This is a genomic window from Ruegeria sp. CDSC085 (assembly GCF_059610465.1).
In genome coordinates this window covers 597,783-624,630 of sequence record NZ_JBXWNR010000001.1, presented here as the reverse complement: position 1 = coordinate 624,630, position 26,848 = coordinate 597,783, and the positions used below count along the sequence as shown (strand labels likewise).

Here is a 26,848-nt window from a genome sequence, read left to right as displayed (position 1 = left end):
CTAAGCGCCAAGAACGCCGTGGCCCGAGATGTTCAGATGCGCCAAATGAGCGTGCGTCGCGTCAAAGGTCAGGCTGATCTGACCGCCTGTTGTCGTCGCACTGCCCGATGCCGCCTCGGCATGGCGGTATTCAAAGCCATTGGGCAATTGTATCGACGCGCGGTGAGGTGCGCCCGATACGATATGTGGGATCGGGTTGACCTCAACATCGAAAACCCCGGCAACCTTGGCGTATCCGCTACGTTCTTCGCGGTTCCAATCCAGCTCGATTGGAACGAAAAGTGTTTCGTGTTTCGTTGGTGCCATGGCGCTGAAGACATACCAGAACGTGGCCATTTCATCGGTATCCTGACCGGTCATGATCGCTTGCAACGCGGCCCGCTGTTCAGCCGTCGCGCTTTCATCAATGATCAGCTGCATCTGACCATTCCCTTCATGAATTGGTCCCGGCCAATAATAAACCCCTGCCGCCCGAAGCCCGCCCAGATCAGTGTCACCGTAGTGACCGCTTTGAATGTCGAAAACGACAACCGCCTCGCAGTTTCCGTGAGACGGAAGTACGCTGAACTGACACGGGCAACCGAAATTGCAATTGCAATTGGCCAGTTCTTCGGCCTGAATAGCCCATTCTGTCATGATAGCCCCCAAGAAAAGTCACGCAAAACACCCCTGCTCGATGCGGATCAATCCCACTTGGCACTGCCTCGGCCTTCGAGCCTGAATTCGGCTTCTTGGATACGCAAACCTATCACGAAAGCGTGATATGTACAAACATCATGGCGAATAACCCGCCTTCTCCAGACGTTATAGTGCGCGTCAGTCGCGCTGGGGTTGAGTGCGGTATTCGTGCTTCCATTCTGCTGTTAGGCTTGCGGCACCAATTTTTTTGAAACGGGAGGTTGATTATGAGCTTTATGAAAACGCTGGCGTCCGTGGCCATTGGGTTTGCTGCTGCCAAGGGCATGGACAAATATCAGAAGATGGGCGGCATGGCTGGCCTGCAGGACATGATGCAGGGCGCCGGCGGCGGTTTTGGCGTGGATCAGCTGGGCAAAATGGCAGAGCAGTTTGGTCTGCCCGGTGGCGCGTCAGGCTTGCAGGACACGATGAGCAAGATGGGCATCGGCGGCAGCGCAACCGGTGCGGCCGGATTGGGTGGGTTGTTGAATGCCATGCAGGGGGCCGCCAAGACGGCCAACCAACAAACAGGTGACATGATGGAAACCGTATTCGGCGGCACGCCCGCGGGTGCGGCAATGGAAGAGCAGGCGAAGCTGATGCTTCGGGCGATGATTCAGGCAGCCAAGGCGGATGGCGAACTGGACGAACAGGAAAAGGAAATCATTCTGGGTGAATTGGGCGATGACATCAGCGATGAGGAACGCGCTTTCGTGCAAGAGCAGCTGAACGCACCGATTGATGTAATGGGATTGGCGGCTGATTCTGGTGCGCCGTTCAAAACGCAGATCTATGCAGCATCTCTGGCCGCGATCCGTCTGGATAACGCGCGCGAGGCATCATACCTGCGGCAGCTGTCCACCGCGTTGGGCCTTTCGGACGCTGAAAGAGACCAAATTCACACCTATATGGGCGCTCCAACACTGCCTGGTTGAATCTGCACCCGATTCCTGAGCCGGTATCATCGGATTGGCCTTGACATGGGCGGTGCAGCGCGTAAAAGCGCACGCTCATAGGAATTCAACCGAAAGGCCCCTGCCTTTTCGGACGCAGGAGATAACCATGGCGAAGCCGACGACAATCAAGATCCGTCTGAACTCGACCGCGGGCACGGGCCACTTCTACGTGACCAAAAAGAATGCGCGCACCATGACTGAGAAAATGACCATTCGTAAATACGATCCGGTCGTTCGCAAGCATGTCGAGTACAAGGAAGGCAAGATCAAGTAATCTGCCGTTCCAAATGGAAATTCCGAAAAGGGCTCTGGTTCACAGAGCCCTTTTTCAGTTCTGATTTCCTGTTTTTGACAGGTGGCAATCCAAGCAGTCCGTTGCAGTGGCGCATCAGCGTTTGGTGCAATCGCATCCGCTGCGGCTTGCTTTTTGTGGGGACCTGCAAGTACGTTTCAGCAAACCGCCACAAAATGTTGACCGCCATGAAAAAAATCTTGTTATCCACAATCGCCGTTCTAACCCTAACGGCCTGTGAAGACCCGTTTAACCGCGAAGGTGTCGGGTTTACTGGAATCGATGGCGAACCACGCACGATTTCGGACGTACCCGGAGCCGTAGCCTTTCTGCCGGATGCGACCAACGTTCCTGCGGAACTGGCGGAACTGCGGACAGTCACGCTTTTGAGTGATGAGGTGGAATCTTCCAAGGTAGCATCGGTTGCAATCGATAACGGCGGCCAGACGCCAGACAACGCGGTGCAATTGCAAGGTAGCGACACGAACCTGTTCCTGAGCACTGTCAGCGTGAACGGCACTTTGTTTGGTGTGCTGCGCACGCCCTCCAACAGTGTGAAAGTCGACAATTCGATCGGTGTGAGCTTTGCGGAAGAAACAGAGCGGTTTACAGGCTGTCTGCCGGCTGGCAATGTGTTCCGCAAAGGTACATCCGAGAAGAGCTCGGGCTTTGCCATACCGCTAAACTGCAGTTGAACACATAAACGCTTCGGAAACAGAAAGCCCCGCCTTGTCAGGCGGGGCTTTTCATTTCCGGGCAAAAGAAGTCCGGCGCGCAAAGAAAAGGGCCGGTCAATGACCGGCCCCAAACCAATTCAGGTGTCAACAAGGGCTATTCTTGCTGGCCCATGAACATCAGCAGGAACTGGAACATGTTCAGGAACGAGATGTACAGGCTCAGCGCGCCGTCAAAGGCCGCTTTGTCCAGCCATTCCTGGTCGCCATGCGCAGCATGGGCGACGTACGTGTTCTTGATGTCCTGTGTGTAAAACGCGGTCAAACCGGCAAAGATCAGGATGCCGATGGCCGAAATGGCCAGCATCATCACACCGGATTGCAGGAACAGGTTGATGATCATCGCAACCAGCAGACCGATCACACCCATCATCAGGAAGGTGCCCATTCCGCTGAGGTTCCGCTTTGTGGTGTAGCCATAAAGGCTGAGGCCAGCAAAGGCGATCGACGTCACCAGGAAGGTCTGGGTAATCGAGTAGGGTGTGAAGACCAGAAAGATCGAGCTCATCGAGATGCCCATCACGGCGGCAAAGACGAAGAAGCCAAGCTGAACCGTCGCCGCCGAGCCGCGGCGCATCAGGGCACCCCAGCCAAAGAGGATAAAGGCCAGCGGCGCGAACATGACCACCCATTTCAGCGGCGACAGGAACAGCGTGCCGCCCAGGCTGGTCAGATAGCGATCTGCGCCGATCTGTGCGACCGCGTTGCTTGGATCGCTGGTGACAGCCAGACCCGCAATAGCCCATGCCGCCAGTGCAGTGATCAGCATGCCGACGGACATCGTGCCGTAGACTTTGTTCATGTGGGCGCGCAGGCCCTGATCAATCTCGGCGGCGCGCGCGCCGGATGCCGTCCGGATCGTATCGAATTGTGCCATCAAAGGGTCTCCCTAGTCGTCAAGTTACATCGCCCCGGTTGTACGGGGCGGTTTTCCATCTAAATATCGGCAACAAGGGGCTGTGTTTCAAGAGATTCCGGGCGAAAACCGACCAAAACACGCAACAAAAATGGCGACAGGCGACTCAAGGCCTCCTATCGCCATAAAAATATGAGTTTCACGGTTACCTTTTCCAGAATTGGGGGGCATCCCAGAAAAAGCGATTTGCTTCTGCAGATGCTTCTTCCCGGGTCACGCCGATATCTTCCAGCACGGCGTCGTCCAGCAGTGCCAGCTTCCGCCGCTGTCTGGTCAGCTCGAAGGCTTGAGAGATCAGGGTCACAAAAGAACGTTTGGCTGGTTTGCAAGGATGATGGATCGCGAGTTGGGTCATAACTTGTCCTTTCTGCATTCTCGATGGTTTCGCCGGTTGTCATCAATTTCCTTGATTGATATGGGTGAGTATGACATATTTTTAAAACGAATATTTTTGATGGAACACATAAGGAATCGTGAAGATGCGAAACTTGGACATTACCACCCTGCGATCCTTTGTGGCGGTTTCGGATCAAGGCGGCGTTACCCGCGCTGCCGGATTTCTGCACCTGACGCAATCTGCGGTTTCCATGCAGCTGAAACGGCTGGAGGAGCTGTTGGGCCTGGAGTTGCTGGACCGAAGCGGCAGAACAATTGCCCTGACCGCATCCGGTGAGCAGCTGTTGGCTTACGCGCGCCGTATGATCGCCTTGAATGACGAAGTTATCTCGAAACTCACCGACCAGGCTTTTGAGGGCGAGGTGGTTCTGGGCGTTCCCCATGACATCGTCTACCCCGCGATCCCTCGGGTCCTACAGCGGTTCAACGCCGATTTTCCCCGTGTCAGGGTGCAGTTGGTGTCGTCCTATTCACTGCAATTGAAAGACATGTACAAGCGGGGCGAATGTGATGTGATCCTGACGACCGAACCGTCTTCGGCCGATGGCGCGGAGACCATAGCAGAGTTGCCGTTGCGCTGGATTGGTGCGCCGGGCGGATCTGCATGGCGCAAACGTCCGTTGCCTCTGGCACTTGGACGGCGCTGTCTGTTCAGACCGCAGGTCATTTCAGCACTGGATGCCGCCGGAATACCGTGGGAACTGTCGGTAGAAACCGAAAACGACCGTACAATAGAAGCCACGGTCAGTGCCGATCTTGCCGTACACGCAATGCTGGACGGGACCGAGGCCGCACATCTTGAACAGATCGACTCGGGCGGTGCTCTGCCGGATTTGCCAGCGCATATGATCAATCTATACGGTGGGGAGCCGGGCCGGGATGCGGTTGTCGAGGCTCTGGCCCAGTTGGTACGTCAGAACTTCAGACTGCTGGGCGGTACCCAATTGCGGGCAGTGGTTGGGTGATCGCGATCAGGGCGTGATCACGATCTTGCCTGTCGATTTGCGCTCTTTCAACAGCTGCATTCCGTGTGCGACGTCTTCAAGTGGCAGGACATGACTGATGTGCGGTTTTATCCGGCCCTCTGAATGCCATTTGAACAGGGTTTCAAAGCTGTTGCGCACAGCTTCGGGGCGGAACTTCAGATATCCTCCGATATAAACCCCGATCACACTCAGGTTTTTGACCAGCAGATGATTGGCGGGGATCTGCGGAACGTCACCCCCGGCAAATCCGATGGGCAGCAAGCGTCCCTCGGGGTTGGTGGCGCGGAAAGCGGCCTTGAACACATCTCCGCCGATGACGTCATAGACGACATCCGCGCCGCCCAGAGACTTGACCCGTTCCCGCAAGTCTTCGGAAGCATCGATCAGATGATCGGCACCGGCAGCTCGGGCAACGGCTAGCTTGTTCTCGCCTCGTGCCTGGGCGATAACTGTGGCGCCCATGAGTTTACCGATTTCGACAGCGGTCAGGCCAACGCCACCTGCAGCACCCGTGACCAGAAGGGTTTCGCCGGGTTGCAGACGCGCCCTGTGTTCAAGGGCCATGTGACTTGTCGCATATGCGATTTGGATGGCGGCGGCATCTTCGAAACTGGTGCTGTCCTGCAGCAGGATCGCGCGGTCCGCGTCGAAAACGCCGTATTCCGCCAACCCGCCCTGACCTGAATAGACCGCGATCCGGTCGCCCGGCCTCAGCGTTGAAACTCCGGGTCCGACTGTATCCACGACGCCGGCGACCTCCATTCCCAGAGTGAACGGGGCAGGTGGAGTGTCCTGATACGAGCCCTTCTGCATGAGCAGGTCAGCGAAGTTCAGGCCACAAGCTTTTATCGCGACCCGCACCTGGCCTTTTCCCGGCTCAGGTTTATTCACGTCACAAAGCTGGGCAGACGCCCCGTCGGATGGAATGCAATAGGACCGCATACGGTTCCTCAACAGTTTGCGATATAGGCGCGTGTGCCGTCAGAAAAGTCAATCCGTTTGCTTCGACGAGGGAAAGGACCTTAGTTTCGGGGGGGGGCGAAATCAAGTGGCCGAAAAAGAGATGCGCAAAGGCTCAAGGTAATACAACCACAAATCCCTGTAAGGTGTGCTGGACTCAACCAGCTTGAAAAAAATCTCAAAACCGGCATTATATACAGTCAGTGCTGCAAACGGGGGGGCGGTACAGTCCGTATTAGGGAGCGGTTAAGGGGAGCTCTCTAGAATTGCGATATCGGACGTCGCAAAATCCCGTGCAGATGTTTGTGTAGTATAGGAGAATACCAATGACTCATCACGTCGATGTCCATGTGGGCAAGCGCGTTCGGCATCGCCGCTGGCTGATTGGGATGACCCAGCAGCAGTTGGCACAGCAAGTTGGTATCAAGTTTCAGCAAATCCAGAAATATGAGACCGGTGCCAACCGAATCAGCGCATCCCGCCTGTGGGACATCGCCGAGGCGTTGGATGTTCCGGTCAGCTTTTTCTTCGAAGGTCTGGAAGAAGCCCAGAAAAGCGACGCGGACAAGAAATCTGTCCCTGCTGACCTGATGGGTGACAAAGAAGCTTTGGATCTGGTGCGCTCTTACTATGCGATTCCGGAAAACCAGCGTCGCCGCCTTTTCGAGCTGGCGCGGGTTCTCAGCGACGTTGCCTGACTGACTTGACTTTGTCGCGGATTGCCCGCACCTCAAGGGCATGCAACCGACGACACCGAGCGATATCGAAATTGCCGAAGAAATGGCCGAAGCAGCGCGAGCGGCCATACTCCCTTTTTTTCGTCAAACAAACCTAGAAACTGCCAACAAACTGGCCGACGGGTTTGACCCGGTCACCGTGGCTGATCGGGCTGCTGAACAAGCGATGCGGGAAGTTCTGGCGCGGCAACGCCCGGATGACGGTATTCTGGGCGAAGAGTTCGGCGAGCATAAGGGCACCAGTGGCCGCACTTGGGTATTGGATCCCATCGATGGGACTCGCGGGTTTATCAGTGGCACGCCAACCTGGGGCGTTCTGATAGCGCTGAGCGATCACGATGGGCCGTTCATGGGTGTGATCGACCAGCCTTATATCCGAGAGCGTTTTGTTGGATCGTCTTCCGGTGCTCACCTGACCGGTCCGCAGGGCACAAGCAGAATGCAAACGCGCAAGACCAGAACGCTGGATCAGGCAACTCTGTTTACCACCTTCCCCGAGGTTGGAACCCCGAAGGACCGCGCAGGGTTTCAGGCCGTGTCCGAGCAGGTGCAACTGACGCGCTATGGAATGGATTGCTACGCCTATGCGCTTCTGGCTGCCGGGCAGGCGGATTTGGTGATCGAGGCGGGCTTGAACTCTTATGATATTCAGGCGCCGATTGCCGTTATTCAGGCGGCCGGCGGTATTGTAACCGATTGGCAGGGTGGCCCTGCTCATGAAGGTGGCCGGGTCTTGGCTGCGGCAAACGCTGACCTTCATGCCGCAGCGCTTGAGATACTCCGCCAGTTCTGAATTCTGTTGCCCAGTGCGCCAAAGGCAACTAAACCGGTGATGGCCGGTTCTTGAGCCCGTTTTCCACCGGTCGACGCACTTCTTGCATGAGACGGGCAGATGCAGGAGCGCGAAATGACGGAAATCCTACTCAAGAATGCTGATCTGATCCTGACGATGGACGAGTCCCGGCAAGAGTTGTCCCGGGCTGATGTTCTGGTCCGCGACGGGCAGATTTCCCGGATCGGGCGGGGGCTGGAAACACAGGGTGAGGTGCACGATGCCTCGGGCTGTGTGGTGACACCCGGCCTGGTAAATACCCACCACCATCTCTATCAAACTCTGACACGGGCGGTGCCGGGCGGACAGGATGCGTTGCTGTTTGGGTGGCTGCAAACGCTCTATCCGATCTGGTCGCGTTTTGGGCCGGAAGAAATGTTCACCTCGGCCCAGATCGGTTTGGCAGAACTGGCGCTGTCGGGGTGCACGCTCAGTTCCGATCACCTTTACCTCTACCCCAATGGCGCGCGGCTTGGGGATACGATCGCTGCCGCGTCCGAGTTGGGAATGCGGTTCCATCCGACGCGTGGCGCGATGAGCATTGGTGAAAGCGACGGCGGCCTGCCACCGGACAGTCTGGTGGAAAAGGAAGCCGCCATTCTGGACGACATGATCCGGGTTGTTGATACGTTTCATGATTCATCCGAGGGTTCAATGTGCCGCGTTGGCCTTGCTCCGTGTTCACCGTTTTCCGTCAGCCGGGACCTGATGCGGGATGCAGCGTTGCTGGCGCGGGACAAGGGCGTGATGCTGCATACCCATCTGGCCGAGAATGATGAGGATATCGCCTATTCGCAGGCGCAATTCGGCTGCCGCCCGGGGCAATATGCCGAGGAATTGGGTTGGACCGGCCCGGATGTCTGGCACGCCCATTGCGTCAAGCTGGACGGGGCCGAGATCGATCTGTTTTCACGTACCAAAACAGGTGTGGCCCATTGCCCCTGTTCAAATTGTCGTCTCGGATCAGGTATAGCTCCGGTGCGGGCAATGCGGGATGCCGGTATCAAGGTTGGCCTCGGCGCGGATGGATCGGCCAGCAATGACAATGGCAACCTCATGCTTGAGGCGCGCCAGGCCATGTTGCTGCAACGGGTTGCCAATGGTGCAGATGCCATGTCGGCCCGCGAAGCGCTTGAGATTGCGACGCGCGGCGGGGCGGATGTGTTGGGACGTCACGATTGCGGACGGCTGATGCCCGGAAAACGTGCCGATATTGCGGTGTGGGATACCCGCGGCATCGAAAGCGCGGGCAGTTGGGATCCGGCGGCCCTGCTTCTGGCGGGGCCGATGACTGTGAAACATCTGTTCGTCGAAGGCCGCCAGATCGTACGTGATGGATACATAACAACCATTGATCTGCCCCGCGTGATCGAACGCCAAAACATGCTTGCCCGGGCGTTGCAGGCTTAAGCCGCCTGCCGCCCGCCGATCCAGACCTCTGCCACGGCCCGATCGTCGCCCATCATGATCGTCGGAAAGATCGCTTCCCAAACATCTTCCGCGTGGGCCTCGCGTTGGGCGATGGCGGGGGTCGAGGCGAGGTCGATCACGACCAGATCCGCCTCCATCCCAGGGGCGATGTTTCCGATGCAGTCGTCCATACGCAGGCTCCGGGCCGATCCGACCGTGCCCAACCACAGCAATTGAGCCGGGTGCAGAGGGCGGCCGCGCAATTGGCCAATCTCATAGGCGGCGGCCATGGTGCGCAGCATCGAAAAGCTGGACCCGCCGCCGGTATCCGTGGCCAGACCGATCCGGTGGCCATCATGGATCAGCCCGTTCATGTCAAACAATCCCGATCCGATGAACGTGTTCGACGTGGGGCAATGAATCAAAGAGGCATCGACCTCGCGCAGCCGATCCCGTTCCCGGTCTTCCAGATGGATGACATGGCCATACAGGCCGTTCTGGCCCAACAGGCCAAATTTCTCGTAGGTGTCCAGATAATCCCTTGCATCAGGGAACAGGGACCGGACCCATTCGATTTCATCCGTTTGCTCGCTCAGATGAGTTTGCATTAGACAATGGGGATGCTCGGCCCAAAGCGCGCCCATGGCCTCGAGCTGTTCCGGGGTCGAGGTCGGTGAAAAGCGCGGCGTGATCGCATAGGACAAGCGATCGACGCGATGCCATTTTTCCAGCAGGGCGGCGGATTGGTCATAAGCCGTCTGCGCGGTGTCGCGCAATCCTTCGGGCGCGTTCCGGTCCATGCAGGTCTTGCCGGCGACGACACGCTGCCCACGCTGTTGCGCCGCGGTGAAAAAGGCATCCACGCTTTCAGGGTGGATCGTGCAAAAACTGCACATGGTCGTGGTGCCGTGGGCGGTCGTCAGGTCCAGATACCGGTTGGCTATCTCGGTCGCATAGTCGAAATCGCCGAACTTCATCTCTTCCGGGAAGGTGTAGATGTTCAGCCAGTCGATCAGCCGTTTGCCCCAGCTGGCGATCATCGCCGTCTGTGGATAATGCACATGCGGGTCGACGAACCCAGCCATGATCAAGCGCGTTCCGTGATCCTTCGTGACTGCGTCAGGGTGGGCTTTTTTCAGTGTATCGACGGTGCCGACCTCTGCAATTCGCCCGTGTTCGACCACGACTGCTTCGTCCAGCCGCATCGCCTCGGTCGGCTCTCCGTCAAAGGGTGAGCCTGTGAAACTCAGAACACGCCCTTTCAAAAGCGTCTTTTGCGCCATTTTCCCTGTTCTCCACCTGTTTGGAACCGCGCACCAGCATAGGCGGACGAAAGAAGTGGGTAAATCGGCGCATTGTCATTGTTTTCTGGTAGCTGCTTCTTCTATTTAAGGGCAAATCGAAAAAAAGGGGCAGAGCATGACGACAGGCAGTGACGAAGCCGGACACGATCAGCCCCGGGATGAGGACGTCTATGCGCTCGATCCCAAGGCTGTGGCCGCGATCCTTTATGCAGTGGATATTGACGACCGCGACAAGCTGATCGAGTTGATGGAGCCGCTGCATTCGGCCGATATTGCTGACCTTCTTGAGCAGATCAACCCGTTTGACCGTTCCCGCCTGATCCGCCTGTACGACAAGGAATTTGACGGCGATATCCTGTCTGAACTGGATGAATCGGTTCGTGAAGAGGTAATCTCGGTTCTGAAGCCGGACGTTCTGGCAGAAGCCGTGCGCGAGATGGAAAGCGACGATGTCGTTGACCTGCTGGAAGACCTTGAAGAGCCGCAGCAGGAAACCATTCTGGACGCGTTGGAGGATTCCGAGAGGATCGCCGCCGAACAGGCGCTGTCCTACCCCGAGAATTCTGCCGGTCGTCTCATGCAGCGCGAAGTCGTCATGGCGCCTGAGCATTGGACCGTTGGACAAGCCATTGATTTCATGCGCGCCAATGACGATCTGCCGGAACAGTTCTATCACATTGTTTTGGTCGATCCGCGCCTGAAGCCGGTGGCGCAGGTGACGTTGGGCAAGCTGATGGCGACACGGCGTGAGGTGCCGCTGCTTGATCTGGCAGAAGAGGAATTCCACAGTATCCCCGTCGATCAGGACGAGGAAGACGTGGCTTATGCCTTTAACCAGTATCACCTGATCTCGGCCCCGGTGGTGGATGCCGATGGGCGTCTGGTCGGTGTCATTACAATCGACGATGCGATGGTGGTTCTGGACGAAGAGCACGAAGAAGACATCCTGCGCCTTGCCGGTGTGAGCGACGAAAGCTCACTGTCCGACAGCGTGGCGGCGACCAGCCGGCGGCGGTTGCCGTGGCTGGCGGTGAACCTGTGCACGTCTATTTGTGCCTCGTTGGTGATTTCGCAATTCGAAGCGGCGATTGATCAACTGGTCGCGCTGGCCATCCTGATGCCGATTGTCGCGTCGATGGGCGGCAATGCGGGAACACAATCCCTCACCGTTGCGGTGCGCGCGTTGGCGACGCGCGACCTGACTAATGCAAACGTGATGCGCGTTATTCGCCGGGAACTGCTGGTGGGCATGCTGAACGGGCTCTGCTTTGCCATCGTGCTGGGGACCGTGGGGATGCTGTGGTTCGATTCTCCTTGGCTGGGTGTCGTGATCGGGTCGGCCTTGGTCGTGAACATGATCATCGCAGGGTTTGCAGGTACGGTAGTACCGGTCGTGCTTGACCGCTTGGGCATCGACCCGGCGCTTGCATCGGGGACCTTTGTGACAACCACGACGGACGTCATGGGGTTCTTCATCTTTCTTGGGCTTGCCAGCGTGGTGCTACTGTGACCGATCTGACCGAAATCAAAGCCGCAGCGCGCAAAGCGGCCTTTGCCCGCCGCAAGGCCGCGTTTGATGCCCGCTTGCCGGGTGCAGCCGGGCGCTTGTCCGAGGTTCTGGCAGGCCATCGCGGTGTGCCCCTGTCAGGTTATATGCCGATCCGGACCGAGATCGACCCGGTCCCCGCCATGGCCGAGGCGTCGGCCTATGGCCCGGTGGGTGTGCCTGTCATTCAGGCAGCCGGTCTGCCGCTGAAATTCTCTCGCTGGACACCAGAAGGCGCGCTCAGTGATGGTCCCTTTGGTGCAAAAGTGCCCCAGGTTGATGACTATTTCGGCCCCGAAATTCTGATCGTGCCGCTGGTCGCCTTCGATGCAAATGGTGGCCGACTGGGTTATGGCGGCGGGTTTTACGACCGGACACTGGAAGGTCTGCGCGCCAAACGCCCGACGCTTGCCATCGGCTTTGCTTTTGATGCGCAAGAGGCTGCGGACCTACCGCTCGAGCTGACCGACCAACCGCTGGATATGGTTGTCACGGAAAGCCGCGTGCTGACCTTCTAGCTGCTACTTCTCGAAATGGCTGCGCAAGTAGTCCCAGGCATCCACCTCGGTGCCGTCCTTCAGGATGCAGATGCCGTAGACGCTGCCGTCTTCGTTTTTTCGAAGTTGGTAGGTCCCGTCGTTTTCAATGCAAAAGGTCGCAGCGGGGTTGGGCATGGATGTCTTGGTGCCTTCGGCCGCGGCAGCAGTTGCCGCCAGAAGGCAGCCTGTCAGAACAATTGACGACTTCACGAAGAATTCCTTCCGTATTCAAGAGATGTCTCGAAACATTGCCGCGGCAGAATTTGATTTCAACCCCGAAGTCTGCCGGAAATTTCATGCTTCCGCCTTGTTATTGCCCTGCGCAGCCCCTACGACCCGGATCATGAGGATTTTGTTTCTTGGTGATGTCATGGGGCGCGCGGGGCGCGCTGCCGTTCAGCAGCACTTGCCGCGTCTGCGCGACGAATGGCGGCTGGATTTTGTTGTGGTCAACGGTGAAAATGCGTCCAACGGCATGGGGCTGAGCGGGGATCACGCCAGGCTGTTGCTTGATGCCGGGGCAGATTGCCTGACGCTGGGCGATCATGCCTTCGATCAGAAAGACATGCTGCAATTTATCGAGAAAGAACAGCGAATCGTACGGCCCGTGAACTTTGCCAAAGGCGCGCCGGGACGGGGTCATCGGCTGTTCACGGCGCCGGGTGGACGCAAGGTTCTGGTGGTGCAGGTGCTGGGTCAGGTCTTTATGAAACGACCGTTTGACGACCCGTTCTCAGCCATTGAGCCGATTCTGAAGTCTCACCCGAGAGGCGGGCAGGCGCAGGCCATCATCGTGGATATGCATTGCGAGGCCACGTCCGAAAAGATGGCGATGGGCCATTATTGTGACAAGCGCGCAAGCCTTGTGGTGGGGACGCACACCCATGTGCCAACGGCGGATTCCCAGATTTTGCCGGGTGGCACCGGGTATCTGACGGATGCGGGCATGTGCGGAGACTACGACTCGGTCATCGGGATGGACAAGCAGGAGCCTATGCGCCGGTTCATCACCGGTATGCCCAAGGCACGCTTTACCCCCGCAACCGGTGAAGCCACTCTGAGCGGCGTGTTCGTGGAAACCGACGACCGTGACGGACAGGCCAAATCCGTGCTTATGGTGCGGGTCGGAGGGCGTCTGGAACAAGCCGGGCCCGAATAGTCATCGTTAGGCTTGCTCTGTCGGGCGCAATGCGTGAAACTGCATGTCATCAGGCGCTTGGGCCGGGGTTCGGACAGAATACCACGAATGAATTTCCTTTCACTGACAGACACAGGAAGCGCAGTTCTGGCGCTGCTCATCGTTGCGGGCATGTTCATCATGTTCCTGCGCGAGGTTTATCCGACCGAAGTCGTAGCCCTTGGCGGTGTCTCTCTGATGCTTGTAACTGGCAGCCTGCCCTATCAAAGCGCGCTTGCGGTTCTGTCCAACCCGGCACCCTGGACGATTGCCGCGATGTTCATCATCATGGGGGCCTTGGTGCGGACCGGAGCCTTGGACTCATTCACTTCGACCGCACAGAAGCAGGCTCAGGTAAACCCGCGTATTGCCATCGCTTTGCTTATGGGGTTTGTCGTGCTGGCCTCGGCGGTGGTGTCGAATACGCCAGTGGTTGTGGTCATGATTCCGGTCTTTGTGCAAATTGCCCGCACCCTGAATGTTCCCGCATCCAAATTGCTGATTCCGTTGAGTTACGCAGCCATTTTGGGCGGCACGCTGACGTTGATCGGCACGTCCACGAACCTGCTGGTGGATGGCGTGGCTCGCGCGCAGGGGATGAAAGCCTTTACGATTTTCGAAATCACGCCTCTGGGGATCGCGCTGGTGATCTACGGCATGATTTATTTGCGCTTCATCGCGCCCAAACTGTTGCCCGAGCGGGACAGCATGGCGTCGCTGCTCAGTGACCGGTCCAAGATGAAGTTCTTTACCGAGGCCGTCATTCCGCCTGATAGCAACCTGATCGGGCGCGAAGTGACCGGTGTGCAGTTGTTCAAACGCCCCGGCGTGCGCCTGATAGATGTCATCCGGGGGGATGAGTCGTTGCGGCGTAATCTGAAAGGCGTGGAGCTGAAAGTAGGCGATCGGGTGGTTTTACGCACCGAGATGACCGAACTTCTGAGCCTTCAGAGCAACAGGGAACTCAAACGTGTGGATCAGGTATCTGCCGTTGAAACCAAGACGGTTGAGGTGTTGATCACACCCGGGTGCCGTTTGGTGGGTCGGACCCTTGGAATGATGCGGCTTCGGCGTCGCTATGGCGTTTACGTGCTGGCGGTGCACCGCCGTAACCAGAACATTGGTCGCCAGTTGGATGATTTGGTGGTCAGGGTTGGGGATACGTTGCTTTTGGAAGGTGCCCCGGCGGATATCCAGCGGCTTGCGGCTGATATGGACATGGTGGACGTCACACAACCATCGGCTCGAGCATTCCGTCGAAGCCATGCACCCATTGCGATTGGTGCTCTTGTAGGGATTGTCGTCCTCGCCGCGCTGGGCATTGCGCCCATCCTGTTGTTGTCGATTGTGGCCTGCGCCGTGGTTCTACTGACCCGCTGTATCGACGCGGATGAGGCGTTTTCCTTTGTTGAAGGTCGCCTGTTGGCGTTGATCTTCGCGATGCTGGGCATAGGGGCTGCGCTGGACAGCTCTGGCGCGGTTTCTCTGATCGTCGAAGCTGTTGCGCCGGGGCTCAGTGCCTTGCCGCCATTCCTGATTATCTGGGCGATTTATCTGCTGACCTCGGTGCTGACCGAACTGGTCTCCAACAACGCCGTTGCGGTTGTCGTCACTCCGATCGCCATCGGTCTGGCGCAGGCTGTCGGGATAGATCCGCGTCCGCTGGTCGTTGCGGTTATGGTGGCGGCCTCGGCATCGTTTGCAACACCGATCGGATACCAGACAAACATGATGGTCTATGGTCCCGGAGGCTACAGGTTCACCGATTTCATGAAGGTAGGCGTGCCGCTGAACCTGACGGTCGGATTGTTGGCGTCCCTGCTGATCCCATTGATCTGGCCGTTATGACATCGGCACAGATTTGCCGCTTTGCTCGCGGCGTACTTGTAAATGTCGGATGAACAGCAATCTTTTGTAGAACTGATATTTAAAGGGTACTGCTATGCTGGCACTCGTCCGTACCACGTTTCCTGCGGTTGCTTTCGCCACCGTTTTGAGCGGCACATCGCTTGCTGGAACCGTCGAAGGAACTGCAACCTACCGAGAGCGTATTGCGCTTTCGCCCGACACGACCTTGTTCGTCGAGCTTCAGGATATCTCATTGGCGGATGCGCCGGCCGAAACGCTTGCCGCGCAGAGATATGCCCTGACCGGTGTGCCGGCGCAGTTTGAACTGACCTATGATGATGCGTTGATTCAGGACGGGCGCAGCTATGCCGTGCGCGCTTCGGTCATGCAGGGGCAAAAGCTGTTGTTCACCACCGATACTGTCTATCCGGTTCTGACACATGGGGCCGAGAATTCAGCTGACCTGCTGATGATACAGGTGCAACACCAAGGTGCCGCGATGCTGGAAAACACCGTGTGGTACGCCTCGGGCCTCAATGGTGCGCCTATTGAGACAGAGAAACGTCCTGAACTTGCTTTCGGGCAGGGCGGGGCCTTTTCAGGAAACGGCGGTTGCAACCGGTTCAGTGGCCAGGCCGAGATTTCTGCCAATCGGATCGAGTTCCCGGACAATATGGCCGCAACGCTCATGGCGTGCCCACCCCCGCTGGATGAGGTAGAGCGGCAGTTTCTGAAAGCGATGCAAAGTGTCACGACCTTCGCGGTGCAAGGCAACGCGCTGGCCTTGCTGGATGCTCAGGGTGAGCCGGTGATCAAACTGGTACGCAAGTAAAAGGGCAGGGTTGTCAGGCGACGGCCCTCGATCGCCCTGCGTTGCGACCTGAAAAGATGCAGCCACCCAGGAACGTTCCCTCCAGCGCGTTGTAACCGTGATAGCCACCACCACCGAACCCGGCGACTTCGCCGGCAGCGAAGAGGCCGGGCACCACTTGACCGTCGGCACCGATCATCTGACTGTCCAGATTGGTCTGCAAACCGCCCAGCGTCTTGCGTGTCAGAACATGCAGCTTGACCGCGATCAACGGGCCGTTGGACGGATCAAGGAACTTGTGAGGTTTGGCGGTGCGGATCAGTTTGTCTCCACGATAATTGCGGGCTGCAAGGATCGCCATCATCTGCGCGTCTTTTGAGAAGGGATTGTCGACCTGAGAATCCCGCGCTTCGATCTGGGCGCGCAAATGGGCCTCGTCTATCAGCCCCCCACCCAAATGGTTCATTCCGTTGACCAGCTCGGTCAACGTGTTGGCAACAACAAAATCCTCGCCTTTCTCCTTGAATGCCTCGACCGGGGCGGTCGCTTTGGACCCGGACAGAATTCGTTGACGAATAACTTCTTTCCAGCTGCCTGAAGTGAAGTCTGGGTTCTGTTCGGACCCGGACAGGGCGAATTCCTTCTTGATCACCTTCTGGGTCAGAACAAACCAACTGTATTCATACCCGGTTTTCAGGATTTCGCGCAGTGTCCCCAGCGTATCGAACCCGGGCAGGCAGGGGGGGTGCAACCGGTTTCCGCGTGCATCGAACCACATAGAGCTGGGGCCGGGCAGAATGCGAATGCCATGGGCGGGCCAGATCGGGTCCCAGTTGCGAACGCCTTCGGTGTAATGCCACATGCGGTCACCATTGATGACATGGCCACCTGCTTTTTCACTGATAGCGATCATACGACCGTCGACGTGAAACGGTACCCCGGCCACCATGTCCTGTGGCGGTTCCCCTAGACGATCCCTAGGCCAGTTCTGGCGCACCAACTCAAAATTGCCACCAATACCGCCAGAGGTGACGATCACAGAAGGCGCATAAGCCTCGAACTCGCCGACCTCGTCGCGGTTGGTTTTGCCGCCGCGCTGGGCGGTGTCATCGGCCAGAACCTCGCCGGAGACGCCTTTGGCGGTGCCATTCTGCATGATGACATGGCTGACCTGATGACGGTACTTCATCTGGATCAGCCCGGCACTGGCATGGTCGCGGACGCGACGGATGAAGTGTTCCAGCACTCCGGGGCCGGTGCCCCACGTGATGTGAAAGCGCGGGACAGAATTGCCGTGCCCGTTTGCGTAGGACCCGCCGCGCTCGGCCCAGCCTACGACCGGAAACCAGCGCAGCCCCATCTCGTGCAGCCAGGGGCGCATTTCGCCAGCTGCGAACTCGATATAGGATTCGGCCCATTTGCGAGGCCAGGTATCTTCTTCCCGGTCAAACTGCGCGCTGCTCATCCAGTCGCGCAACGCCAGATCGTGGCTGTCGCGGATACCCATACGGCGTTGTTCCGGGGTGTTGACCATAAACAGGCCACCCAGGCTCCAGAATGCCTGACCGCCCAGAAAGCCTTCTGGTTCCTGATCGAGTATGATTACCTTTTTACCTCGGTCGCCCAGTTCAGCTGCGGCGGCCAATCCGGCCAGACCAGCACCGACAACGATCGCATCAGCAGTGTTGTTTGTCATAACGGTCCTTTCAGCGCCTGCGGAACCAGACAAGAAACGGCAGAACCACGGCGTACATCGTAATACCATAAACCGCCGAGGGCAGGGCCAGCGGGCTGAACCCGCTTTCGGTATTCGTAATCAGCGCCGCCAGTGTAATGCCCAGCGTGGAATTTTGAATTCCGGTTTCGATTGAAATCGTCTTGCGCTCATTCCAGGACAGGTTTGATATCCTCGCCAGCCCTAATCCACAGAAAAGCAATACGATATTCAGAGAAATCAAGCCGGCGCCCATGATGCCGAGATTTTCGACGAACAGTTGCCAGTTCCCGGCCAGTGCAGCGGCAACGATCAGCACGAACAAAACGGTCGCGAGCGCCGACAACCCCGGCTCCACACGGTTTGCAAACCCCGTTGCAAAGTTGCGAATCCCTACACCAATGGCCACCGGTAACGTAGTGATCAGGAACAGAGCAACAGCCAGCCCGGTGATGGAAACGTCAGGGGCTTCGTCGCCCATGAAATGCGCGATCGACCAGGCGGCCAATATTGGTACGGTTACGATCGACAGAAGGCTGATCACGGCGGTCAGGCTGACTGAAAGCGCGACATCGGCCTTGGCGAGCTTTGACAGGATATTGCTGGTTACGCCGCCTGGACAAAAACTGAGCAGCATGAAACCAACCGCGATTTCAGGCGGCAAAGCAAAAATTTTGACCGTCACAAAGGCCGCCACCGGCAATAGAACAACCTGACTTGCCGCCCCGATGGCAAAGGCGCGACGTCGGCTCAGGACACGGCGGAAATCTGCGACCTCCAGTCCGATACCCAGAGACAGCATGATAACGGCCAGTGAAACTGGCAGGCCGACGTTAATAAGCAGATCCAAGGACAACTCCTCCCAAAGTTGCGTCAGATCAGCCTAAGCGAGGCGGGAAGGCTCAGGCAACCGCGCCGTTGGGTCACTCGTATCGTCTGACGAACCGGCGCAGGATCTCGCCGGGTTGTGTGACATCGGCAGAATGGCAGTGGTCGATCAGTTTTTGCGCGTCTTCAGGCGGGAAATAGCCGTGGTTCTTGTAGATATTGATGCGCTGTTCAAAATCCCTGGCGTCGGCTTCGGGATGGAACTGCGTGGCATATACGTTCTGCCCCCAGCGGATCATCTGGAACGGGCAGGGGTCTGACGCTACAAGGTGCACGCACCCTTTCGGCAGAGCCTGAACCGCTTCCTTGTGACCAACGAAAGCGTCAAAGGTGGCCTCCAACCCTGCGGTCAACGGGTCCTGCTGGCCTTCCGGGGTCAGATGGCAAGTGGATGGTCCGACGGGTTCGCCATATCGGGCCTTGCTGACGTCGCCGCCCAGATGCGCAGCCAGAATACCAAGGCCATAGCAGCAACCCATGAACGGGTGATCCTGTGCGATGATCTGCGGCATCAACCCCATGATCGTCGTCTCGATCCGGGCATCCAACGGGGATTTGGTCGCCGGGTTGTCACTGACGCATCCCGGTCCACCACCTACGATGACACCGGCGTAGTCCGTGACATCCAACCCCTCGGGCAGGTTTTCGCAGTCCAGACGGACGCGATGGGCCTGATCGGGCGACAACCCGCTCCGGTTCAGGATCGAGGCGTACTCGGCGTCGGACGCATCGGTTTCGGGGCGCAGTTGCAGGATCAAAAAGCGTTTCATGCGCAGCCTTTATCCGTCACAGCGGCCAGAATACAAGAATGGCAGGAACAGAAACGGCGATGATCAGCATCTCCAGCGGCAATCCCATGCGCCAGTAGTCACCGAATCGATAGCCGCCGGGGCCCAGAACCAGCGTGTTGTTCTTGTGCCCGATGGGGGTCAGGAACGCAGCCGAGGCCGCAACGGCCACGGTCATCAAAAACGGGTCGGGCGATACCTCAAGGGTACGTGCCATTTGTATCCCGACCGGCGCGGCGACAATGGCAGTGGCGGTGTTGTTCAACACGTCCGACAACGTCATCGTGACAACCATCAGTACCGTCAGAATGGCCCAGGCAGGCAAGCCGTCGGTCAATTGGATCAGAGCGTTTGCGATCAGTTCGGTGCCGCCGGATGTTTCAAGAGCACTGCCTAGCGGGATCATTGAGCCCAACAAGACGACCACAGGCCATTCGATATGATTGTAGATGTCAGCGATTGGCATGATCTTGGTCAATACATAGGCAATGACGACCAGTCCCAATGCGACAGGCAGGTAAATCAGCCCAACACTTGCCGCCAAAACAGCCGCAGCAAACAGACCAATAGCCAACCATGCTTTTTCATTTGCAGTTACGCTCAGCCCACGTTCAGCAAGCGGCAGGCAGCCAAGCCAATCGGTCACATCGGCAGAACGATCTCGGGGGCAAAGCAAAAGTAGGATATCGCCCGGCTCCACCTCGGTCTTGCGGACCTGCTCGGTAATGCGACGCCCTTGTCGAGAGATGCCCATCAGGACGGTGCTTTGGCGCCAAGCCAACCCGACACCTTGTGCCGTGCGTCCGGCGATGCGGGCGTTTTCCGGGACGACGATCTCGATTACCTCCAATCCATCGCCCTCGGCCGTCAACAGTTCCTGCCGTCGGGTATCCGAGAAATCGAGGTTGAGGGCGGCACGAAACTCATCCAACGCTTCCGGACGGGCTTCCAATACCAGCGCATCACCTTCTTTGAGAGTGGCGTGCGCCGACCTGCCATAGCGACGTTTGCCATCGCGGATAAGGCCGATGATCGCCACGTCTGATTTCTCGGCAACTTCATAAAGCTCGCTGACCCGTTTACCGATATGAGCAGAGTCGGTTGGGACGGTCAGTTCGGCGATGTATTCGGCCAGTGCCTCAGATGTCTCGGCTTGCGGCCCGCGATTGGGGATCAGGCGCCATCCTACCAGAGCGACAAAGGCAAGGCCGGCGATCGCGGCCAGCCCACCGACAGGGGCGAAATCGAACATGTGGAACGGTTCGCCCAGTGTTTCCTGCCGGATCGATGCGATGATGATGTTCGGGGGGGTCCCGATCAGCGTGGCCATCCCCCCAAGAATGGTCGCAAAGCTCAGCGGCATCAGGGTCAGACCCACAGACCGGCCTGCTTTGCGTGCGGTCTGAATGTCCACGGGCATCAGCAGTGCAAGGGCTGCCACATTGTTCATGAAGGCAGACAACACTGCGCCGATCCCGCCCATCAGCGCAATATGCGCGCCGAGGCCACGCGAGGCATCAACCAAAGTGCGGGTAATCAGGAAAACGGCTCCCGACCTCACCAGACCAGCAGAGACTACCAACACCAACGCCACGATGATGGTGGCGGGATGGCCGAACCCGGCAAAGGCATCATCCACCGGCACGACGCCCAGCACGACGCCGATCATCAGCGCAGCAAAGGCCACAAGGTCGTATCGAAACCGACCCCAAAGCAGCATTCCGAAGACCGTGATGAAAAGCGCAAAAAGAATGATCTGATCTGTCGTCATGCCGTCACCATACAAGCCAGTGAAGCCGTCGCAAGCCACTCTCTTGATCCTGCCCCCCGCAAACGTCTATATGAGCGCCGAACACGCAATCACGATGACGAGGACGCATTATGGCAGGCCACTCCAAATGGGCCAACATCCAGCACCGCAAGGGGCGTCAGGACGCCGCGCGGTCCAAACTGTTTTCCAAACTGTCGAAAGAAATCACCGTTGCCGCCAAGATGGGCGACCCGGATCCGGAAAAGAACCCGCGCCTGCGTCTGGCGGTGAAAGAGGCCAAGTCGAACTCGGTCCCCAAGGACGTGATTGACCGCGCGATCAAGAAATCCGTTGCAGGCGAAGGCGACGATTATGAAGAAATCCGCTATGAGGGCTACGGCCCCAACGGCGTGGCCGTGATCGTTGAAACCATGACAGACAACCGCAATCGCACCGCCTCGACTGTGCGTTCGACCTTTTCCAAGAACGGCGGCAATCTGGGTGAGACGGGCTCGGTCGGGTTCATGTTCGAACGCAAGGGCGAAGTTTTCTATCCGGCTACTGCGGGTGACGCAGACACCATTTTCGAAGCCGCAATCGAGGCCGGCGCGGAAGATGTCGAAAGTTCAGAGGATGGTCACGTCATCTGGTGTGCAGATACGGATCTGAACGAAGTTTCGAACGCGTTGGAGGCTGTGCTGGGTGAATCGGAATCCACCAAGTTGGTCTGGAAACCGACCACCACGACCGAGCTGGGTCTGGAAGACATGCAAAAGCTGATGAAACTGGTGGATGCGCTGGAAGACGATGACGACGTACAGCGTGTCACGACCAACTTCGAAGCCACTGATGAGGTGATGGCGCAGCTCTGAGCTGTTACGGAACCTGATTGTGAGACCCGGCTCAACAGGCCGGGTTTTTTCGTTTTCGGACAGTTTCGAAGAGGTGTTGGCTGAACCCTTCGAAACGCTTAGGCTGGTACAACTTGGAAGTTCTGGGACGATGCCACCGAAAGATCCATGACGGATGTGACTGCTGATAAGACCAAGCGAAACGTGCCGGTTCTTGCTGGGCAGAGTATCGTGTCTCAGGTTGCGTGGACTCTGGGCAGCCCATCGGTGGTTTTGCCATTTCTGGCCGTGTCATTCGAATTGCCGATGTTCGTGGCGGGCGCGCTGGTTTCGGTGCGGATGATTGGCAGCATGATTTCCGACTTTTTCCTGGCGCAACCCATAGCGGCGAAATCGCAAAAGAAGCGCGCCATTGCTCTGACCGAAGCCGTTATCGGTGCCTGTCTTGTTCTGGCGATGGTGGCTGCCGCGACCGGGAACGTTCCGTTAATCGCAGTGGTTTTCGTGGCGGTCTTTTTCGTGATCGGTCTGGTGGATGAAGTTCAGAACCTGATGCTCACCGATCTGTTGGGCGATCATGTCCATTCGCGTTCGCGCATGGTCATGCGTTACCTGCAACTTGGGGGCGGGGGCCTTTGTGCCATCGGTCTAGCCCTGCTGGTGCATCAGATCACCAAGGAAAACCCACCTTTTTCACGCCATTCAACCATGATCGGCGTATCGGTTGCGTTTTTCATGCTTTCAGGAGTTTTGATGCTGGCAATGACAGAGAATACCCGCTCTGCGGAACCGGTAAAAAAGACTGGAACCAAACCCAAGCTGTCGTTCACGGCCAATGCCCGGGGTATCCTTGGCATGTTCGAATACACCTGGTTTCGGCGTTACATGGTAATGCGTATACCTTTGGTGGCTGTGTCGCTATCCGTCCCGTTCTTCGCGCTGATAGCGGCAGAGGCGCATCATGGCTCGGCCAGGGGTCTGACCGCGATGATTGTTTCATCTGCTTCGGGCTATCTTGTCTCGGGGCCGTTGTGGCAGGTCGTGAACATGAAATCTCATCGTGCCGTCATGGTGGTCGGGACACTCATGGTCGCCGTTACCGGAGGTGTTCTGCTGGCATTCCACTACATGGGTATCGATCACGATGTACACCTGCATGCGATAGCGCTGTTTGTTGTCACCGTCGCGGTGACCGGGATCAGCAGCGTGCGCAAGCTCTATTTCCTGGACGTCGCGCCCAAAGAGCAACGCGTTCAGGGATCCGCAGCTATCAAATCGTTTACTCGATTGTTGGCGGTGCTGCTTTCGGCAGCGCTGGCCGCAGTCGCCCATATGCATGAGGTTGCCTTGGCGGTCGCGTTCATAGTCGCGGCCAGTCTGATGGCTTGCGTGACGTGCTACCTAACGATGTCGCCCGACCGGGAAGATTCTCCCCGGCCACAGAGCTAATGCAGGTACATTCAGAAGAACGAGGAAATCTCTTCCAAAGGCTTCTTTAGCTTTGCCACAGAAGGTACGGTCGCGGTTTCCGAGGGATGACCAACTGCGATGATCATGGTTGGTTTCTCTGATGCGGGCCGGTCCAGTGCGTCGTTCAGAAAGCGCATCGGGTTCGGGGTATGGGTCAGGGTGCTGAGGCCGGCGTGATGTAGCGCGGCCAACAGAAAGCCGGTGGCAATGTTCACACTCTCGGGCACGTAGTAATTCTTGTACCGCGTACCGTCTTCGAATTGCCCCCAGCGTTGGGCAAAGACCACGATCAGCCACGGGGCGGTGGTCAGGTGCTCTTTGACCGCGTTGGTCCCGATGGGTTCCAACGCCTTGATCCATTCATCGCCCGCCCCTCCCGCATAGAACCGGCGCTCTTCTTCTTCGGCTTCCTCGCGGATGCGCAGTTTCAGCTTTGGGTCCGAGATGGCAGCAAAGTGCCAGGGTTGATGGTTTGCACCTGACGGCGCTGTTCCTGCGGTGCGCAGGCAGGTTTCGATCACATCGCCAGCCACCGGGCGCGTAGAGAAATCCCGAACGGTATGTCGCCGGCGCATCTTTTCAAAAAAAGCCACGGCCGCGCCCAACATGTCTGCATCACTGATCTCGCATCGGTCGGGCAGGGGAATGGGGTCATAACTGAGGGCGTCGCGTGAGAGCATTGGTTCCTCCGATCGAATGAGTCTGACTATTTGCCTTGCGACGGGAGCAAAACCCGATGCGCAGCATGCTGGACCGCTTGTGTAAGGGGTTTGAGCCCTGGCGCAAGAACCCGTCCGACCTGCCAGCTAAGGGCGACGTCCAGTGGCGCATTGGGAACGATAGGGCGCAACTGTCCACGCTCCATGGCGTTTTGCACAAGGGCTGCCGGGTTCATGCCCCAGCCAACCCCAGCGATCGCGGCATCAACGAACCCTTGAGAAGATGGCAGGAAGTGCGAAGGCGGTGAAAGACGACTGCCGGTGCGATGTGCGATCCACGCTTTTTGCAGACCGTCTTTCCTGTTGAAGACAAGGCAAGGTGCTTTGCTGAGCGTCTTCTCGGTCACGCCGTCCTTGAACCACGCATTGATAAAGTCCGGGCTGGCGGTTGGCAGATACCTCAACACGCCCAGTTCAATCGCGTCACAACCGCTTATGGTTTGTCCGCCGACGGTGACGGCGGCGCTGACCTCGCCTCGCCTCAGCCAGTCTGCCGAATGGTCCTGATCGTCGATCACAAGGTCGAACAGCATGTCGGGAACACGCGCCATCGCGTCAATGAACCAGGTCGCCAGAATGTCGGCGGGAACCGCAATGCGAACCCGCGCGGACCCGGGTTCTTGTACCAGCGCCAATTCACGGGCCAGTTGTGCCTCCAGCAGCCCGACATCTTCGGCGTATCGCGCGATGCGCTGACCTGCCGGCGTTCCGGTGCAAGGGGTTCCCCGATGTATGAGCGAGGCACCCACCCGATCCTCTAGCGCCTTTATCCGCTGGGATATCGCTGACGGGGTCACGGCCAGTTCCGCCGCCGCTGCATCAAAACTGCCATGGCGCAGAATGGCTGACAAAGCGGCCAATTGGTGAGGGTCCAGCAACATTAGCAGAGCTTAACCAAGGGAAACATCTTTAATTTGATAGATCGTATCGCGGCCATTAGTCAACGCAATGGCAACGCAGGAGATACCATGCCTACATCCGTGATCGCCGGTTTTGCGCTGGGTTTCAGCCTGATCCTCGCCATCGGGGCGCAGAACGCCTTTATTCTGAGGCAGGGCTTGCGGCGCGAGCACGTTTTTATTCTGTGCCTGACTTGTGCAGTGTCTGATGCCATTCTGATCGGAACGGGCGTGGCAGGTTTTGGCACTCTGGCACAGGCTGCACCCTGGTTTGAGGCTGTGATGCGATACGGAGGGGCGGCATTTCTGATTTGGTACGGCGCGCGCAGCCTCCGGTCGTCCTGGCTGGGTGGTTCGGTGATGGAAATCGGCAATGGTGAGCGAACCAGCCTCAAGGCTGCGCTGCTGACGATATTCGCGTTCACCTGGCTGAATCCGCATGTGTATCTGGATACGGTCGTGCTCATCGGCTCGATCTCGGCCCAATATGACGACCGGCTGGGTTTCGCCCTTGGCGCGATGACATCCAGCTTCGTGTTCTTCTTTTCGCTTGGTTACGGCGCGGGTATTCTGTCCCCGGTTTTTGCGCGTCCCCGGGCGTGGCAGGTTCTGGACGCCGGGATCGGCGTGGTCATGTTGGGTATCGCACTGAAACTTGTTATCATGTGAAGGGTTGTTCCCGGTTGGATTTCGGTGTTCAACCTAAACCATGTCAACACTCGCCGTATCGTCTCGCCCGCTTGCCGGAATGTTCTGGATGTTTACCGCCGGCTTGTCCTTTGTTGTGATGACCGCGCTGGTGAAGTCGCTGGGAACATCGATGGATTCCATCCAGGCCGCCTTCCTGCGGTATGTGCTGGGTTTGGTGTTTCTTTTGCCAGCCATGCGGTCGATCATGGAAACACATCTGACACCCCGCCTGTTGACGCTGTTCGGTCTGCGAGGGGTCGTGCATGCGGTTGCGGTCATGCTCTGGTTCTTTGCCATGACACAGATACCATTGGCCGAGGTCACAGCTATGAATTACATGACGCCGGTTTACGTCACCTTGGGGGCAGCCCTGTTTCTGGGCGAAAAGCTGGCCTTTCGCCGGATTGCGGCGATTCTGGTCGCTCTGGGTGGCGTCCTGATCATTCTGCGACCAGGGTTTCGCGAAGTGTCACCGGGTCATCTGGCCATGCTGGGAACGGCCCTGACGCTGGGGGGGTCGTATTTGTTGGCCAAGATTCTGGTGCGTGATGTACCGCCATCCGTCGTCGTGGCGCATCTGTCGATCTGGGTGACCGTTGCCCTGATACCTTTTGCGATTGCCGTTTGGACGCAGCCAAGCCTGCGGGATCTCGGGGTTCTTTTTCTGGTGGCCAGCTTTGCGACAGCTGGGCACTATTTCATGACCTTGGCGCTTCAGGCGGCACCGGTGGCCGTTACACAGCCAGTAACGTTTCTTCAGCTGATATGGGCCACGATCTTGGGCGCTGCAGTGTTCCATGAAAGCGTTGACGTGTGGGTTGTCGCGGGCGGCACACTGATCCTTGCCGCCGTAAGCTTTATCTCATGGCGCGAATTCGTGCTGAACCGCAGGGACTTGACGCCTCCGAGTATTGCGCCGAAGCTGTAACGACACTGCTCCCCGATTTTTCATTAATT

28 protein-coding genes are annotated in these 26,848 nt (G+C 57.8%); 16 read left to right on the top strand and 12 right to left on the bottom strand.

The window, feature by feature from the left end:
* A complete protein-coding gene (locus AC2FJB_RS03145) occupies positions 1-636 on the bottom strand; it encodes a DUF1326 domain-containing protein (RefSeq protein WP_299640183.1) in 636 nt (211 codons plus the stop codon).
* Between the two features lie 269 nt (positions 637-905).
* Here AC2FJB_RS03145 and AC2FJB_RS03140 point away from each other — a divergent pair, with 269 nt between their 5' ends.
* From AC2FJB_RS03140 to AC2FJB_RS03130, 3 genes are all read left to right on the top strand, one after another.
* Entirely contained in the window at positions 906-1,613 is a 708-nt protein-coding gene (locus AC2FJB_RS03140) for a DUF533 domain-containing protein (protein ID WP_496719136.1), read from the top strand.
* A gap of 127 nt (positions 1,614-1,740) precedes the next feature.
* Positions 1,741-1,908: a 50S ribosomal protein L33 gene (gene rpmG, locus AC2FJB_RS03135; RefSeq protein WP_037309480.1), complete on the top strand. Its 168-nt coding sequence runs from the start codon at positions 1,741-1,743 to the stop codon at positions 1,906-1,908.
* Positions 1,909-2,114: 206 nt separating this feature from the next.
* Positions 2,115-2,621 (top strand): hypothetical protein, encoded by a 507-nt coding sequence (locus tag AC2FJB_RS03130; protein WP_162896730.1) that lies wholly within the window; start codon positions 2,115-2,117, stop codon positions 2,619-2,621.
* 136 nt (positions 2,622-2,757) lie between these two features.
* On the opposite strand, the gene AC2FJB_RS03125 is transcribed toward AC2FJB_RS03130, so the two are convergent.
* Together AC2FJB_RS03125 and AC2FJB_RS03120 are read right to left on the bottom strand one after the other, a co-directional pair.
* Positions 2,758-3,537 carry a Bax inhibitor-1/YccA family protein gene (locus AC2FJB_RS03125; RefSeq protein WP_117868245.1) on the bottom strand — a complete coding sequence of 260 codons (780 nt, stop codon included), beginning with the start codon at positions 3,535-3,537 and terminating at the stop codon, positions 2,758-2,760.
* A 184-nt stretch (positions 3,538-3,721) separates the two neighbouring features.
* Positions 3,722-3,931, bottom strand: a complete 210-nt coding sequence (locus tag AC2FJB_RS03120) for a DUF1127 domain-containing protein (protein ID WP_117868246.1) — start codon at positions 3,929-3,931, stop codon at positions 3,722-3,724.
* 124 nt (positions 3,932-4,055) lie between these two features.
* On the opposite strand from AC2FJB_RS03120, the gene AC2FJB_RS03115 reads away from it, so the two are divergent.
* Positions 4,056-4,937 carry a LysR family transcriptional regulator gene (locus AC2FJB_RS03115; RefSeq protein ID WP_117868247.1) on the top strand — a complete coding sequence of 294 codons (882 nt, stop codon included), beginning with the start codon at positions 4,056-4,058 and terminating at the stop codon, positions 4,935-4,937.
* Positions 4,938-4,943: 6 nt separating this feature from the next.
* Here AC2FJB_RS03115 and AC2FJB_RS03110 read toward each other — a convergent pair whose 3' ends face one another.
* Positions 4,944-5,900: an NADPH:quinone oxidoreductase family protein gene (locus tag AC2FJB_RS03110; protein ID WP_496719134.1), complete on the bottom strand. Its 957-nt coding sequence runs from the start codon at positions 5,898-5,900 to the stop codon at positions 4,944-4,946.
* A 344-nt stretch (positions 5,901-6,244) separates the two neighbouring features.
* Here AC2FJB_RS03110 and AC2FJB_RS03105 point away from each other — a divergent pair, with 344 nt between their 5' ends.
* The 3 genes from AC2FJB_RS03105 (at position 6,245) to AC2FJB_RS03095 (ending at position 8,897) form a co-directional block, all read left to right on the top strand.
* A complete protein-coding gene (locus AC2FJB_RS03105; protein WP_170343628.1) occupies positions 6,245-6,616 on the top strand; it encodes a helix-turn-helix domain-containing protein in 372 nt (123 codons plus the stop codon).
* A 40-nt stretch (positions 6,617-6,656) separates the two neighbouring features.
* Positions 6,657-7,448, top strand: a complete 792-nt coding sequence (gene hisN, locus AC2FJB_RS03100; RefSeq protein WP_496719133.1) for a histidinol-phosphatase — start codon at positions 6,657-6,659, stop codon at positions 7,446-7,448.
* 114 nt (positions 7,449-7,562) lie between these two features.
* Positions 7,563-8,897, top strand: a complete 1,335-nt coding sequence (locus tag AC2FJB_RS03095) for an 8-oxoguanine deaminase (protein ID WP_496719132.1) — start codon at positions 7,563-7,565, stop codon at positions 8,895-8,897.
* On the opposite strand, the gene guaD is transcribed toward AC2FJB_RS03095, so the two are convergent.
* A complete protein-coding gene (gene guaD, locus AC2FJB_RS03090; protein ID WP_496719131.1) occupies positions 8,894-10,180 on the bottom strand; it encodes a guanine deaminase in 1,287 nt (428 codons plus the stop codon). The two genes, AC2FJB_RS03095 and guaD, sit on opposite strands and share 4 nt — an antisense overlap.
* A gap of 136 nt (positions 10,181-10,316) precedes the next feature.
* Here guaD and mgtE point away from each other — a divergent pair, with 136 nt between their 5' ends.
* Together mgtE and AC2FJB_RS03080 are read left to right on the top strand one after the other, a co-directional pair.
* Positions 10,317-11,711, top strand: a complete 1,395-nt coding sequence (mgtE, locus tag AC2FJB_RS03085; RefSeq protein WP_117868252.1) for a magnesium transporter — start codon at positions 10,317-10,319, stop codon at positions 11,709-11,711.
* Positions 11,708-12,265 carry a 5-formyltetrahydrofolate cyclo-ligase gene (locus tag AC2FJB_RS03080; protein WP_496719130.1) on the top strand — a complete coding sequence of 186 codons (558 nt, stop codon included), beginning with the start codon at positions 11,708-11,710 and terminating at the stop codon, positions 12,263-12,265. The genes mgtE and AC2FJB_RS03080 overlap by 4 nt, the downstream gene beginning before the upstream one ends.
* 3 nt (positions 12,266-12,268) lie before the next feature.
* Here AC2FJB_RS03080 and AC2FJB_RS03075 read toward each other — a convergent pair whose 3' ends face one another.
* Positions 12,269-12,496, bottom strand: a complete 228-nt coding sequence (locus AC2FJB_RS03075) for a putative hemolysin (protein WP_254683768.1) — start codon at positions 12,494-12,496, stop codon at positions 12,269-12,271.
* Positions 12,497-12,629: 133 nt separating this feature from the next.
* Between AC2FJB_RS03075 and AC2FJB_RS03070 the strand changes: the two genes are divergently transcribed.
* From AC2FJB_RS03070 to AC2FJB_RS03060, 3 genes are all read left to right on the top strand, one after another.
* Entirely contained in the window at positions 12,630-13,445 is an 816-nt protein-coding gene (locus AC2FJB_RS03070) for a TIGR00282 family metallophosphoesterase (RefSeq protein WP_496719129.1), read from the top strand.
* An 87-nt stretch (positions 13,446-13,532) separates the two neighbouring features.
* Entirely contained in the window at positions 13,533-15,311 is a 1,779-nt protein-coding gene (locus AC2FJB_RS03065; RefSeq protein ID WP_496719128.1) for an SLC13 family permease, read from the top strand.
* 94 nt (positions 15,312-15,405) lie between these two features.
* Positions 15,406-16,143, top strand: coding sequence for a YbaY family lipoprotein (locus AC2FJB_RS03060; RefSeq protein ID WP_496719127.1), 738 nt, complete (start codon positions 15,406-15,408; stop codon positions 16,141-16,143).
* A 13-nt stretch (positions 16,144-16,156) separates the two neighbouring features.
* On the opposite strand, the gene AC2FJB_RS03055 is transcribed toward AC2FJB_RS03060, so the two are convergent.
* From AC2FJB_RS03055 to AC2FJB_RS03040, 4 genes are all read right to left on the bottom strand, one after another.
* Positions 16,157-17,818 carry an FAD-binding dehydrogenase gene (locus tag AC2FJB_RS03055; RefSeq protein ID WP_496719126.1) on the bottom strand — a complete coding sequence of 554 codons (1,662 nt, stop codon included), beginning with the start codon at positions 17,816-17,818 and terminating at the stop codon, positions 16,157-16,159.
* 10 nt (positions 17,819-17,828) lie between these two features.
* Positions 17,829-18,686 (bottom strand): bile acid:sodium symporter family protein, encoded by an 858-nt coding sequence (locus AC2FJB_RS03050; RefSeq protein WP_496719125.1) that lies wholly within the window; start codon positions 18,684-18,686, stop codon positions 17,829-17,831.
* A gap of 73 nt (positions 18,687-18,759) precedes the next feature.
* Positions 18,760-19,494, bottom strand: a complete 735-nt coding sequence (locus tag AC2FJB_RS03045) for a glutamine amidotransferase (RefSeq protein ID WP_299637870.1) — start codon at positions 19,492-19,494, stop codon at positions 18,760-18,762.
* A 16-nt stretch (positions 19,495-19,510) separates the two neighbouring features.
* Positions 19,511-21,283, bottom strand: a complete 1,773-nt coding sequence (locus AC2FJB_RS03040) for an SLC13 family permease (protein ID WP_496719124.1) — start codon at positions 21,281-21,283, stop codon at positions 19,511-19,513.
* Positions 21,284-21,393: 110 nt separating this feature from the next.
* Between AC2FJB_RS03040 and AC2FJB_RS03035 the strand changes: the two genes are divergently transcribed.
* Both AC2FJB_RS03035 and AC2FJB_RS03030 read left to right on the top strand, forming a co-directional pair.
* Positions 21,394-22,134: a YebC/PmpR family DNA-binding transcriptional regulator gene (locus AC2FJB_RS03035; protein ID WP_117868259.1), complete on the top strand. Its 741-nt coding sequence runs from the start codon at positions 21,394-21,396 to the stop codon at positions 22,132-22,134.
* 147 nt (positions 22,135-22,281) lie between these two features.
* Positions 22,282-23,562 carry an MFS transporter gene (locus AC2FJB_RS03030; protein ID WP_496719123.1) on the top strand — a complete coding sequence of 427 codons (1,281 nt, stop codon included), beginning with the start codon at positions 22,282-22,284 and terminating at the stop codon, positions 23,560-23,562.
* 11 nt (positions 23,563-23,573) lie between these two features.
* Here AC2FJB_RS03030 and AC2FJB_RS03025 read toward each other — a convergent pair whose 3' ends face one another.
* Both AC2FJB_RS03025 and AC2FJB_RS03020 read right to left on the bottom strand, forming a co-directional pair.
* Positions 23,574-24,263 carry a nitroreductase family protein gene (locus tag AC2FJB_RS03025; protein WP_496719122.1) on the bottom strand — a complete coding sequence of 230 codons (690 nt, stop codon included), beginning with the start codon at positions 24,261-24,263 and terminating at the stop codon, positions 23,574-23,576.
* A 26-nt stretch (positions 24,264-24,289) separates the two neighbouring features.
* Positions 24,290-25,183 carry a LysR family transcriptional regulator ArgP gene (locus tag AC2FJB_RS03020; RefSeq protein WP_496719121.1) on the bottom strand — a complete coding sequence of 298 codons (894 nt, stop codon included), beginning with the start codon at positions 25,181-25,183 and terminating at the stop codon, positions 24,290-24,292.
* Between the two features lie 87 nt (positions 25,184-25,270).
* Between AC2FJB_RS03020 and AC2FJB_RS03015 the strand changes: the two genes are divergently transcribed.
* The gene (locus tag AC2FJB_RS03015) at positions 25,271-25,870 is read left to right on the top strand and encodes a LysE/ArgO family amino acid transporter (protein WP_496719120.1); all 600 of its coding nucleotides are present in this window, start codon (positions 25,271-25,273) and stop codon (positions 25,868-25,870) included.
* Between the two features lie 40 nt (positions 25,871-25,910).
* Positions 25,911-26,819: a DMT family transporter gene (locus tag AC2FJB_RS03010; RefSeq protein WP_496719119.1), complete on the top strand. Its 909-nt coding sequence runs from the start codon at positions 25,911-25,913 to the stop codon at positions 26,817-26,819.
* Positions 26,820-26,848: the final 29 nt, after the last annotated feature.